Source organism: Clostridium sp. Ade.TY (genome assembly GCF_000498355.1).
GTDB lineage: Bacteria > Bacillota > Clostridia > Clostridiales > Clostridiaceae > Clostridium.
Genome location: NZ_AVSV01000022.1, coordinates 237,036 through 250,481, shown reverse-complemented (window position 1 = coordinate 250,481; position 13,446 = coordinate 237,036). Strand labels below are relative to the sequence as shown.

Sequence of the window (13,446 nt, the reverse complement as noted above, 5' to 3'; positions counted from 1 at the left end):
AATATTACCCCCAAAATATTTATAATTTTGGGGGACAATTTAATTTGTAAACATTATAAAGACTTTATTTCCTTTATAAGTTCATCAACTAATTCCTCTTCTTTTACTTTCTTTACTATTTCACCCTTTTTAAATATTATTCCAACGCCCTTTCCTCCAGCTATTCCAATATCAGCCTCTCTAGCTTCACCAGGACCATTGACAACACAACCCATTACTGCAATTTTAATGTTTTTATTTATTCCTTCTAATCTTTTTTCAACTTCCTCAGCTATTTTTATAAGATTTATTTCTGTTCTTCCACAAGTAGGGCATGAAATAAGTTCTATTCCTTCTTTAGTATATTCTAAATCTCTTAATATTTCTTTTGCTACTTTTATTTCTTCAATAGGGTCTGAAGTTAAAGAAACTCTAATAGTACTTCCTATTCCTTCTGCAAGTAAAGTTCCTATTCCTATACTTGATTTTATAGTTCCTTTAAATGTAGTTCCTGATTCTGTAACCCCTAAATGCAATGGATAATTACATTTTTTACTCATTAATCTATAGCTTTCTATCATCATTGGAACATTTGATGATTTTATTGATACTACTATATCATAAAAATTTAAATCTTCTAATATTTTAACATGTCTTAATGCACTTTCAACTAGTCCTTTAGCGGTTGGTTTCCCATCTCTTTCCAATATATCTTTTTCTAAGGAACCTGAATTTACTCCTATTCTTATAGGTATACTATTTTCTTTTGCTTTTGAAACCACTGCTTTTATTCTTTCATAATCTCCTATATTTCCAGGATTTATTCTAAGCTTAGAAACTCCATTTTCAATTGCTTTAATAGCTAATCTATAATCAAAATGAATATCAGCAACTATTGGAACTGGTGACTTTTCTGTAATTTCTTTAAGTGCTTCACAGGCTTCCATATCTGGAACAGCACATCTAACCATTTGACATCCACAGTCTACTAATTTTTTTATTTGTTCTAATGTACTTTTTACATCTCTTGTATCAGTATTAGTCATTGATTGTATAATAATAGGATTATTCCCACCAATTTTTAAATCTTTTATATTTACTACTCTAGTTATTTTTCTTTCCATTTTTTTATTCTCCTATAAGTTTATTGGGAACAGTATATCTTTTACAGTTACTAATAGCATTAATCCCATAAGCAATGCAAAGCCTGCAAAATTTAATGCTCCAACAACTTTATCTGGAACCTTTCTCTTTGTTATTAGTTCAATTAAAAGAAGTACTGTCCATCCACCATCTAATGCAGGAAATGGTAATAAATTAAATACTGCTAAATTTACACTTATAAACGCAGTAAAATTTAATAAGTTCCATATACCAGCCTTCGCTGCTGCACCTGATAATTTTATAATAGTAACAGGTCCTCCAACATCTGTCTTAAGATTTGCTTCACCAGTAAATATCATTTTAAGTCCTGTGAAAGTTTGATCTACAACAGAAATTGTTTTATATAAACCTTCCTTTATGCTTTCTATTATAGTAGGATTTTCTACTTTTTCAAAGTAAAATCCAATCATATCTCTTTTTTCTTCTTTATTATATTCTGGTTTAACATTAAAATTTAAAAGTTCCCCATTTCTTTTAACCTCTAAATCTATAGGTTTGCCTTTAGACATTGCAATAGAAAAAGTTATATCATCTGCTGAATGAACTTTATCCCCATCAACTTTTATAAATTCATCTCCAGGTTTTATACCTACTTTCGCAGCTGGACTATTTTCCACAATACTACTTACTTTAGGAGAAACATATCCAAAATTACTAATAATGGCAGTAAAAATCCCTATAGCAAGTATTAAATTCATTATAGCACCTGCTAAAATAATAGTAATTCTTCTTAAAGGTGATTTTAAAGAAAAACTTCTTTCATCCGTACTTTCCTCATCTTCTCCTAACATTTTCACATAACCACCTATAGGTAATAATCCTAAAGAATACTTAGTTTCTTTTCCATTTATAGAAAATATTTTAGGTCCCATACCTATTGAAAATTCTTCAACCTTAACCCCATTTATTTTGGCAAGGATAAAATGACCAAACTCATGAACTATTATAAGTAGTCCAAATGCTATTACAGCATATAGTATATACATTCAATTTCCTCCTAGCTATATTTTTTTCTTACATATTCCTTTACTTTTTTATCTAAAGAAATAACATTATCTAAAGTTACCTCATGTCTTCCTTCATCTTTAAAATGTTTCATACAATGTTCTATTATGTCTCCTATTTGAAGATAATTTATCTTATTATTTAAATATAAATCTACAGCCTCTTCATTAGCTCCATTTAATATAGTTGGCATTAATCCTCCTTGTTTTCCAGCCTCAAAAGCTAATCTTAAACACTTAAAAGTATCGATATCTGGTTTTTCAAATGTAAGACTTGATATTTCATAAAAATCTATACCATTTGCAATAGATTTTTCTCTATTTGGATAATTAAGTGCATATTGAATTGGAAGTCTCATGTCAGCTGAACCTAATTGTGCTATTATACTATTATCTTTATATTCAACCATTGAATGTATTATACTTTGTGGATGAACTAAAACTTGTATATTATCATAATCACAATTAAATAACCAATGTGCTTCAATTACTTCAAGTCCTTTGTTCATTAAAGTTGATGAATCTATAGTTATTTTTCTTCCCATACTCCAATTAGGATGATTCAAAGCATCTTCTAATGATATATTTTTTAAATCATTAATTTTCTTGCCTCTAAACGGACCTCCTGATGCTGTAAGAATTATTTTTTTTAGTTCTTTAATAGAATTCCCTCTAAGACTTTGGAATATCGCACTATGTTCTGAATCAACAGGTAAAATATTAACTCCATATTCTTTAGCTTCTCTCATAACTAATTCACCTGCTACAACTAAAGTTTCTTTATTTGCAAGTGCTATATCTTTTTTACTTCTAATTGCTTTAATTGTTGGTTCTAAACCAATCATTCCAACAACTGATGTTACAACTGTATCTATTTCATCCAATGAAGCTATTTTATTTAATCCTTCAATACCTTCTAAAACATTTATATTTAAAGATTTTTCTTTAACATATTTTTCTATTTTATTTTTTGATTCTTTATCCATCATACCTACATATTTAGGATTAAACTCGTCAATTATTTCTTTAACTTTTTCTACTGAAGTATTTGCTGTAATTCCAATCAGATTTATATTATCAGATTTTCTAATCACATCTAAAGTTTGTGTTCCTATTGAACCAGTAGCTCCTAATATTGAAATATTTTTCATATTTTTTCCTCCGTATTCCATCTAATTATTACAAAATATATCTTTTACCATAATACTATATATAGGACCTATTATTATACCTATTACGCCAAAAACTTTTATGCCTATATAAACAGAAATAAACATTATTAAAGGATGCATATTAAGCTTATTACTTAATAATTTCATTTCTAAAAGTTCCCTTAAAATTTGGATTAATATATAAAGACATATTAATCCAAAAGATATCAAGTAATTTTTTATAATAATATTGTATATTATTATTGGTATAAATACAATTATTGTCCCTACATATGGAAGCAAATCTAAAATTCCACATATTATCCCTAAAATTAATGCCTCCTTAACCCCTAATATTTTAAAACCAATTATAGTTATAATGCTAGATATAATTACAAGCATTGATTGAATTATTATTATTCCCTTTATATTTTTTCTACTATTTTTAAATTTTTCTAATGTCTTAATAGGAACAATATTAAAAGCATATTTCACAATTTTTCTTTTGTCTATAAGAACAAAAAAAGTACAAATATTTCCTATAAAGTAACTAATTATACCTTCTCCTGTATTTATTGCTCCTTTTGTTATGAAATCTGGACTAATTAATTTCAATGCTTCATTACTTATATTTATATTTCCAAATATATTTTCCAAAAAACCATTAAATTCTATTATTAAATAATTAATTGTATTTATGTTTTCCTTATACATATCAAGTGCTAATTCAAATATATTTCTTCCTAAATAATATAAAAATAATGCTAAAAATACATTTAAAAAAAGTAAACTTAAAAGAGCAGATAATTTATTGCTAATTTTTAAATTTAGCAATATATTATATATAGGATTTGAAAGTAAAAATATTATGCATATCCATAAAAAAGGAGTAAAATACATTTTTATAAAAATTACAAAGAAAATAACAAAAAATAATAATAGTATAGCTTCAATAATTTTCTTATGTTCTTTTCTTATTTCCATACATAACCTCCCCCTTTATTTTTATTTATATGCAAAAAATAATCTAATAGAATTTAAAAAGAGAGCTCTAATTAAATTAGAGCTCTCTTTATATACATACTACGAAAGTTAAATAATAAAATACTACTAGACCTGAAAAAAGTATACTATCAAATCTATCTAATATACCACCATGCCCTGGTATTAAATTACTATAATCTTTTATTCCAACATATCTTTTAATTGAAGATGCAACCAAATCTCCAAATTGACTAAATACACCACATAAAATACCTATTATAAAATAATTATAAATTGGCATTATATACATATACTTAGATACAATTATTCCAAATAATCCACAAAATAAAGTTGAACCTATTATTCCTCCAATAGATCCCTCTATTGTCTTCTTAGGACTAACTTTAGGACATAACTTGTGTTTACCAAAAAATCTGCCTGCATAATAGGCTGATGTATCAGTCATCCATGAACCTATAAATATAAGCCATACAAGAAATGCACCACCATATTTTATGTTTACTAAATGTAAGAAGCTAAATAAAATTCCAACATACATAAAGCCTAGTAATGTTAGTGCTACATCTATAAACGTATATTTTAGGTTAATAACAGGTATTATTAATAATATAAATGTTCCAAATACAACCAAGTATGTTAATGTTGTAAAATTATTATTTAATACGTAAAATAATATAAGTAATAAATATCCTATTATTGATATAGGATTAAAATCTTTTTTCTTTAAAGCACCATAAAATTCATGCATACCAATTGCGGAAATTATTAAAGTAAATAACTCTAACCAAATTCCACCTAAAAACACAAATATAATGAATGGAGCAATCATTAAAGCACCAAGATATCTGCTATTTGATTTCACCAAAAAACCTCCTTGTTTATTATATTATTTTATTCCGCCAAATCTTCTATCTCTGTTTTGAAAATCATAAATAGCCTTTCTTAAATCTTCCTCTTTAAAGTCAGGCCAACAAATATCAGAATACCAAAACTCTGAATAAGCACATTGCCAAAGTAGAAAATTACTTAATCTTTGTTCTCCTGAAGGTCTAATTATAATATCAGGATCCGGTATTCCTTTAGTATATAAATGTTCTTCAAAAATATTATCATCTATATCTTCCTTTTTAATTTTTCCACTTAAAATATCTTCTACAATTAATTTAGTTGCCCGTATTATTTCATCTCTGCCTCCATAATTTAAAGCAATATTCATTGTTATCCCAGTATTATTTTCTGTTTTTACAACAGATGAATTTATTTCTTTTTGACATTCTAAAGGAAGTTTAGATATATCTCCTAAAACATTTATTTTAACGCCATTTTTATGTAGCTCATTAATTTCTTGTCTTAAATATTGTATTAATAATTTCATAAGTGCATTTACTTCATCTTTTGGTCTCTTCCAATTCTCAGTTGAAAATGCATATAAAGTCATATATTTTACACCAAGTTTATCCGCTTCTTTTAATACTCTACGAATAGTTTCAACACCAGCTTTATGTCCCATTGTTCTTGGTAATTTTCTTTTTTTTGCCCATCTACCATTACCATCCATTATTATAGCAATATGTTTAGGAATATTTTCTATATCAATTTCTATGTTATTATCTACAGTTTCTTTTTCCCCTTTAAAAAAATTAAGCATGAGTTTCCTCCCCACTTTTATTTATGTAAAAAACCTGCTAAAGAGCAGGTTTTTTGTTTAAATTAGATTGACATTATCTCTTTTTCTTTTGCTTCTATTAACTTATCTATTTCTTTAACGAATTTATCAGTAGATTTTTGAATATTGTCTTCTGCCTTTTTCACTTCGTCTTCTGTAAGTTCTCCATCTTTTTTTAAAGCTTTTATTTTATCGTTAGAATCTCTTCTAATTGATCTTAATGCTATTTTAGCATCTTCCCCAGCTTTCTTAACATTTTTAACTAAATTTTTTCTAGTTTCTTCAGTTAATTCTGGTATTATTAATCTTATAACAGCTCCATCATTTGAAGGATTAAGACCTAAATCTGAAGTAAGAATAGCTTTCTCTATATCCTTTAAAAGTGTTGTTTCCCAAGGAGTTATTTGAAGAACTCTTGGTTCTGGAGCTGATATGTTAGCTACTTGATTTAAAGGACACATGCTACCATAGTATTCAATTTGAATTCTATCAAGCATTGTAGGATTAGCTCTACCAGCCTTCATTGTTGATAAATCACTCTCTAAAACATGTATTGTTTTTTGCATTTTTTCTTCTAGTGTTTTGAAAATTGCTTTAGTCATAAATACCCTCCTTTTTTATTTTGAAACTAATGTCCCAATTTCTTTACCTGTAATAGCTTTTTGAATATTTCCTGGTTCATCTAAACCGAAAACTAATATAGGAATTTCATTATCCATACATAAAGAAGTTGCTGTAGAATCCATAACTTGTAAGCCTTGTTCTAAAACTTCTATATATGATAGTTTATCATATTTTTTAGCATCTGAATACTTATGAGGGTCTTTATCGTAAACTCCATCTACCTTTTTAGCTAGAAGGATTACGTCTGCTTCTATTTCAGCTGCTCTAAGTGCTGCTGTAGTATCAGTTGAGAAATATGGATTTCCTGTTCCAGCTGCAAATATAACAACTCTACCTTTTTCTAAATGTCTCATAGCTCTTCTTCTTATGAAAGGCTCAGCTATTTCTTTCATTTCTATTGCAGTTAATACTCTAGTATCTACACCAACTTGTTCAAGTGAATCTTGAAGCGCTAAAGCATTAATACAAGTAGCCATCATACCCATATAATCAGCAGTAGTTCTATCCATGCCTTCTCCACTTCTACCTCTCCAGATGTTTCCGCCTCCAACTACACATCCAACTTCTACTCCTGCATCAACTAATTCTTTTATTTCTAATGCTATTCTCTTAGCTACATTAAAATCTAATCCGAATCCATTTTCTCCTGCAAGAGCTTCACCAGATAATTTTAGTATTACTCTATTATATTTACAATCTGCCATTTTAATCCCTCCAAATATTCATATGTTCATTTTCAAAAAAAGAGAACACAAGGTGTTCTCTTTTATAGGTTACTATTTACCAATTTGTTTTGCAACTTCTTCAGCAAAGTTTTCTTCTTTCTTTTCGATTCCTTCGCCTCTTTCAAATCTAACAAACTTTGTTATAGTCATTGGAGCACCTGCTTCTTTTGACTTTTCTTCTAATAACTTAGTTATTGTCTTATCTCCATCTTTAACCCATACTTGGTCAACTAAACAAACTTCTTTGAAGTACTTTTGAATTCTTCCCATAACCATCTTTTCAACGATTTTTTCTGGTTTTCCTTCATTTAAAGCTTGAACTCTGTAAATTTCTTTTTCTTTTTCTAATGATTCTTGATCTACTGAATCTCTGTTTAAGAATAATGGATTAGCAGCAGCAACTTGCATACATACTTCTTTAGCTACTTCTGAAGCAACTTCTTTGTTTCCTTCAGTTGAAACTTCAACTAAAACACCAATTCTTCCGCCACCGTGAATATAACTTTCAATCGCACCATTTTCTAATGCTAATCTTTCAAATCTTCTTACAGTCATGTTTTCTCCAAGCTTTGCAACTAAAGCTGTAAGAGTTTCTTGAACCGTAGCATCTCCCATTTTTTCATTTAATAGTTCTTCTACTGTTTCAGCATTGCTTTCAACTACTAATTTAGCAACATTATCAGCGAATGCTATGAAATCTTCGTTAGCAGCAACGAAATCTGTTTCACAGTTTACTTCTACTATTGAAGCTTTTTTCTTATCTTCTGTTACAAAAGTTTTAACTATACCTTCAGCAGCTATTCTTCCAGCTTTCTTAGCAGCAGCAGCTAATCCTTTTTCTCTTAATACTTCAACAGCTTTTTCTATATCTCCGTTAGTTTCTGTTAAAGCTTTTTTGCAGTCCATCATACCTGCACCAGTTTTATCTCTTAATTCTTTAACTGTCTTAGCAGTAATCATTATAATTCCTCCTTCAATTTTAAAAGTAACCCTTATCATCTAGGGTAAAAGGTAAATGAAGTTACCCTCACCTACCTTTTATTTAGCATCTATATTATTCAGCTATTTGTTCACCTTGTCTTCCTTCGATTATAGCATCAGCCATTTTAGCTGCGATTAATTTAACAGCTCTTATAGCATCATCATTTCCTGGAATTACGTAATCAACTTCTTCTGGATCACAGTTTGTATCTACGATAGCTACAACTGGAATTCCTAAGATTTTAGCTTCTGAAATAGCATTCTTTTCTTTTCTTGGGTCAACTACGAACATAGCTCCGATATTTTTTGAATCTAAATTCTTAATACCGCCAAGGTTCTTTTCAAGCTTTTCCATTTCGCCTTTTAATTTTATAACTTCTTTCTTAGGAAGAACGTCGAATGTTCCATCTTCTTGCATTCTTTCTAAATCTTCTAATCTCTTAATTCTAGTTCTGATAGTTTTGAAGTTTGTTAACATTCCACCTAACCATCTGTTGTTTACAAAGTGCATGTTTGATCTTATAGCTTCTTCTTGGATAGCTTCTTGAGCTTGCTTCTTAGTTCCAACGAAAAGAATTTCTTTTCCTTCTTCTGAAACTTCTCTTAAGAAGTTATAAGCTTCTTCTGCTTTTTTAACTGTTTTTTGAAGATCTATAATATAGATTCCATTTCTTTCTGTGAAGATATAAGGAGCCATTTTAGGGTTCCATCTTCTAGTTTGGTGTCCAAAATGTACACCAGCTTCTAATAATTGTTTCATTGATATAACTGACATATTGTTACCTCCTGGTTTTTCCTCCATAATCGATATAATTACAATAAACCTTAAATAAAGGCACCTATATTATAATTTCGATAATGTGTGTATTTTTATTACCTTAGATAGTATATCATAAGGTCTTTTCTCTATCAACATAAATTTATTTTTTTTTATATTTTTATATAAAATAATACGAGTAACTAAAACTTTCTGTCACTCGTATTATTTACTACTTTATCTTTTTTAATTCATAAAGTAATTTATCATTTAATATTCTTATATGAGTTCCTTTCATACCTAATGATCTTGACTCTATTACTCCAGCACTTTCAAACTTTCTTAAAGCATTTACTATAACACTTCTAGTTATACCAACTTTATCTGCTATTTTTGAAGCTACTAGTAATCCTTCACTTCCGCCTAGTTCATTAAATATGTGCTCTACAGCTTCTAACTCTGAATAAGATAGTGTTCCTATTGCCAATTGAACAACTGCCTTTTTTCTTGTTTCTTCCGCTAGTTCTTCTTGTTTTGCTCTTAGCATTTCCATTCCAACTATAGTTGCACTATATTCACACAAAACAAGATCATCATCTGTAAAAACCTCACCAAATCTTGCCAAAAGCAATGTTCCAAGTCTTTCTCTATTACCTATAATAGGAACTATTGTTGATAGCTTGTCTGACATAGTGCACACTCCTACGCCATCAAAAACGCATTCTCCTTTATTTGGTAAATTAGCTAAAGTTTCTGAAACCTTTAATAACTTTTCGTTATAATCATTTGGAAATTTCTTTTCTTCTATAACTTTTTCTTTCATTATTTCACATTCAAAGCTAGTTGCAAAACTATGACCAATAACTTTTCCTCTTTTGCTTACAATATAGACATTACAAGCTAAAACATCACTTAATAGTTCACATATGTCTTCAAATGCCACTGCTTCAGTACCTGACTTTTGCAGTATTTTATTTAATTTTCTCGCTTTATTAAGTAGTGATGACATTAAAAATCCTCCTTGATATCTAAATATTTCAGATTCATATTGTCATTTGTTAGAATATTTAAAATTGTTTTAATTTTTTAACAAATCCGTAATACTAATACAGTGTATCATACCGACTGACCTATTTCAATATCATTCTGTTTTTTTTGACAAAGCTTTTAATACTTTATTACTACTTAATCTTCCTTAGATTCTTCCTTATTACTTTTTAATTCTTCTCTATACTTACATTCTGGGTTTGCACATTCTATAAAGTCTCCAGATTTTTTAGAATATTTTTTAACCATATAAGATCCACATTCAGGACACTTTTCTTTAACTGGTTCATTCCAACTTACAAAATCGCAATCTGGATATCCAGAACACCCAAAAAATTTCTTACCTTTTTTACTTCTCTTCGCTAAGACCTTTTTACCGCATTTTGGACAAGGCGCATCTATTTCTTCTACTATAGGTTTAGCATTTTTACACTCTGGATAACCTGGGCATGCTAAGAACTTTCCATATCTCCCCTTTTTAATAACCATCATTCTTCCACACTTATCACAAGGAACATCGCTTACTTCATCTTCTATAACAACTTTTGCCATTTCTTTTTCAGCTTTTTCAAGTGATTTCTTAAGAGGTTCAAAGAATTCCTTAACTACAGCTTTCCATCTAATTTGACCTTCTTCTATATTATCCAAATTTTTCTCCATACTTGCCGTAAAGTCAACATCAGCTATTTGTTTAAAATATTCACATATTATATTATTAACTATAAATCCTAATTCTGTTGGAATTAAGTTCTTTTTCTCTCTATTTACATAATCTCTACTTAATAAGGTTGAGATTGTAGGAACATAAGTACTTGGTCTTCCAATTCCCTTTTCTTCAAGTAATTTTACAAATGATGCTTCAGTATATCTTGCAGGTGGTTGAGTAAAATGTTGCTTTCCTTCGATACTTGCTGCTGATAACATTTCACCTTCTTCAAGTTCTGGAAGAGATGTATCATCTTCTTCATTAATAGCATACTCATAGATTTTCATAAATCCATCAAAGTTTATTGTTGATCCAGTAGCTTTAAACTTATAATCTCCATTTAAAATATCTATAGAATTAGTATTAAGTATACAAGATGCCATTTGTGATCCAACAAATCTTTTCCAAATTAAAGTATAAAGTTTATATTGCTCAGGTGATAAATTTTCTTTTGCAACTTCTGGCGTTATATCTATATTTGTAGGTCTTATTGCTTCGTGAGCATCTTGAATATTTTTCTTTCCCTTGTAAACTCTTGTTTCTTTTGGTAAATATTCTTCTCCATAGTTATTTAATATGAAATTTTTAGCATTTTCTTGTGCCTCTTTTGATATTCTCACAGAGTCTGTTCTCATATAAGTTATAAGTCCAACAGTTCCATGTCCTTTAACTTCAACACCTTCATATAAAACTTGAGCTACTGACATAGTCTTTTTTGTCATAAAGTTTAATTTTTTACTAGCTTCTTGTTGAAGTGTACTTGTAGTAAAAGGGGCTAATGGATTTTTTAATTTACTTCCCTTTTTAATTGAACCTACTAAAAACTCATCTTTATTTAACTCTTCTATTACTTTATTAGTATCTTTTTCATTTTTTAATTCAATCTTTTTATTTTTATAAGTGGAAAGTTTGATTGGAAATTTTTTTCTTCCTTTTTTAAGTAAGCAATCTACTGTCCAATATTCTTCTGCTTTAAAGCTTTTAATTTCTTCTTCTCTTTCACAAATTAATTTAAGAGCTGCTGATTGAACTCTACCAGCACTTAATCCCCATTTTACATTTTTCCATAAGATAGGACTTATTTCGTAACCAACTAATCTATCTAATATTCTTCTAGCTTGTTGAGCATCTACTAAATCTTGATTTATTTTTCTTGCATTTTTTATTGAACTTTTAACTGCACCTTTAGTTATTTCATTAAAAACTATTCTACATTCTTCTGTATCATCTATTTTTAAAAGATTAGCTAAATGCCATGATATTGCTTCACCTTCTCTATCAGGGTCAGTAGCTAAATATATCTTATCTGCTTTTTTAGCAGCTTTTCTCAAAGATTTAAGTAAATCTCCTTTTCCTCTTATTGTAATATACTTAGGTTCAAAATCATCATCTATATCAACACCTAATTTACTTTTAGGTAAATCTCTAATATGTCCCATGGAAGCTTCAACAATATAATTCTTTCCTAAATATTTTCCTATTGTTTTAGCCTTCGCTGGTGATTCTACTATTACTAATTTTTGGCCCATAATTAACTCCATATTTTATTGGAGTCTTCACCCCCTTAAATTCTAAGTTATTCTTACATAATAATTGCCAGGTAAACTTAATATTTCATTTTTAATTTGCAGTTCAAATAATAAACCATATAAAGTATTTCTGTCAACCTGTGATTTTATAAATATGTCATCAATATGTACAGGTTCATTTTTAATCATGTTCAATATATCGCCATAGTTTCCTGTTATTTTTTGTGCTTTTTTGTCTATTTTAAATGTCGTATAAATATCATCTAAACAAGTATATATATAAGCACCGTCTCTTATTAAACAATTACATCCACATCCACCATTGGAAAATATAGTATGAGGAACTACTAAAATATCTTTTCCTTGATCTAATGCACAACTAGCTGTTATTAATGAACCACTTTTTTTATTAGCTTCAGTTATAATTATACCTTTCGCTAATCCACTTATTATTCTGTTCCGTCTTGGAAAATTATATGCATTAGGTTTTGTTCCTGGCAAAAATTCTGATATTATTAATCCTTCTTGTTCTATTTTATTAAATAAAGATTTATTACTTAACGGATAACATACATCCAAGCCACAGCCTAAAACTGCTATAGTTTTACCATTATTTTTCAGGCATTCATCATGAGCTATTTTGTCTATACCTAATGCTCCACCACTTACTATACAAATATCATTACTTGCAAGATCTTTGGTTATTACTCTAGTTGACATTTCCCCATAAGAAGTGTTTTTTCTAGATCCAACTATTGCAACTATATCATAATTAATTAATAAACTTATATCACCTTTATAAAAAATTACATAAGGTGGCTCCTGTATATTTTTTAAACTTTCAGGATATCTATCATCATTAAATGAAATAAAACTTATATTAAGTAATTTTAATTTTTCAAGTAAGTTACATGCTTTGTTTAATGTTTCATTTTTATCATAATTTGTAAATTTTTTATTACTAAATGGAATCTCACTTTTTATTTCATCAAAATTAAAGAAAATTTTCTTTTCATCTTTGTACTTTTTTATAAGCTTAATTTTCTGAAGATTTGTACATTCCATTATCATTAACCATAATATATATTTTTCCATTTGTCTACCTCTC

At 28.5% G+C, this 13,446-nt stretch carries 13 protein-coding genes; all 13 read right to left on the bottom strand.

Annotated features, from left to right (window positions below; genetic code table 11):
- Positions 1-53 precede the first annotated feature (53 nt).
- The 13 genes from ispG to dprA all read right to left on the bottom strand — a co-directional run bounded on the left by ispG (position 54) and on the right by dprA (position 13,433).
- Positions 54-1,103: a flavodoxin-dependent (E)-4-hydroxy-3-methylbut-2-enyl-diphosphate synthase gene (ispG, locus tag O212_RS0108685; protein ID WP_024614720.1), complete on the bottom strand. Its 1,050-nt coding sequence runs from the start codon at positions 1,101-1,103 to the stop codon at positions 54-56.
- A 12-nt stretch (positions 1,104-1,115) separates the two neighbouring features.
- Positions 1,116-2,129, bottom strand: a complete 1,014-nt coding sequence (gene rseP, locus O212_RS0108680) for an RIP metalloprotease RseP (RefSeq protein ID WP_024614719.1) — start codon at positions 2,127-2,129, stop codon at positions 1,116-1,118.
- An 11-nt stretch (positions 2,130-2,140) separates the two neighbouring features.
- The gene (gene dxr, locus O212_RS0108675; RefSeq protein ID WP_024614718.1) at positions 2,141-3,298 is read right to left on the bottom strand and encodes a 1-deoxy-D-xylulose-5-phosphate reductoisomerase; all 1,158 of its coding nucleotides are present in this window, start codon (positions 3,296-3,298) and stop codon (positions 2,141-2,143) included.
- Between the two features lie 21 nt (positions 3,299-3,319).
- On the bottom strand, positions 3,320-4,282 hold the full coding sequence (locus O212_RS0108670) for an AI-2E family transporter (protein ID WP_024614717.1): 963 nt from the start codon (positions 4,280-4,282) through the stop codon (positions 3,320-3,322).
- A gap of 88 nt (positions 4,283-4,370) precedes the next feature.
- Positions 4,371-5,165, bottom strand: coding sequence for a phosphatidate cytidylyltransferase (locus tag O212_RS0108665; protein WP_024614716.1), 795 nt, complete (start codon positions 5,163-5,165; stop codon positions 4,371-4,373).
- Between the two features lie 24 nt (positions 5,166-5,189).
- Positions 5,190-5,951, bottom strand: coding sequence for an isoprenyl transferase (locus O212_RS0108660; RefSeq protein WP_024614715.1), 762 nt, complete (start codon positions 5,949-5,951; stop codon positions 5,190-5,192).
- Between the two features lie 62 nt (positions 5,952-6,013).
- A complete protein-coding gene (gene frr, locus O212_RS0108655; RefSeq protein WP_024614714.1) occupies positions 6,014-6,571 on the bottom strand; it encodes a ribosome recycling factor in 558 nt (185 codons plus the stop codon).
- A gap of 15 nt (positions 6,572-6,586) precedes the next feature.
- Positions 6,587-7,297 carry a UMP kinase gene (pyrH, locus tag O212_RS0108650; protein ID WP_024614713.1) on the bottom strand — a complete coding sequence of 237 codons (711 nt, stop codon included), beginning with the start codon at positions 7,295-7,297 and terminating at the stop codon, positions 6,587-6,589.
- A 72-nt stretch (positions 7,298-7,369) separates the two neighbouring features.
- The gene (gene tsf, locus O212_RS0108645; protein ID WP_024614712.1) at positions 7,370-8,278 is read right to left on the bottom strand and encodes a translation elongation factor Ts; all 909 of its coding nucleotides are present in this window, start codon (positions 8,276-8,278) and stop codon (positions 7,370-7,372) included.
- 94 nt (positions 8,279-8,372) lie between these two features.
- Positions 8,373-9,074 carry a 30S ribosomal protein S2 gene (gene rpsB, locus O212_RS0108640; RefSeq protein ID WP_024614711.1) on the bottom strand — a complete coding sequence of 234 codons (702 nt, stop codon included), beginning with the start codon at positions 9,072-9,074 and terminating at the stop codon, positions 8,373-8,375.
- Positions 9,075-9,288: 214 nt separating this feature from the next.
- Positions 9,289-10,065 carry a GTP-sensing pleiotropic transcriptional regulator CodY gene (codY, locus tag O212_RS0108635; protein ID WP_024614710.1) on the bottom strand — a complete coding sequence of 259 codons (777 nt, stop codon included), beginning with the start codon at positions 10,063-10,065 and terminating at the stop codon, positions 9,289-9,291.
- A 176-nt stretch (positions 10,066-10,241) separates the two neighbouring features.
- A complete protein-coding gene (gene topA / locus O212_RS0108630; protein WP_024614709.1) occupies positions 10,242-12,338 on the bottom strand; it encodes a type I DNA topoisomerase in 2,097 nt (698 codons plus the stop codon).
- A gap of 42 nt (positions 12,339-12,380) precedes the next feature.
- Positions 12,381-13,433 (bottom strand): DNA-processing protein DprA, encoded by a 1,053-nt coding sequence (gene dprA / locus O212_RS0108625; RefSeq protein ID WP_024614708.1) that lies wholly within the window; start codon positions 13,431-13,433, stop codon positions 12,381-12,383.
- Positions 13,434-13,446 lie beyond the last annotated feature (13 nt).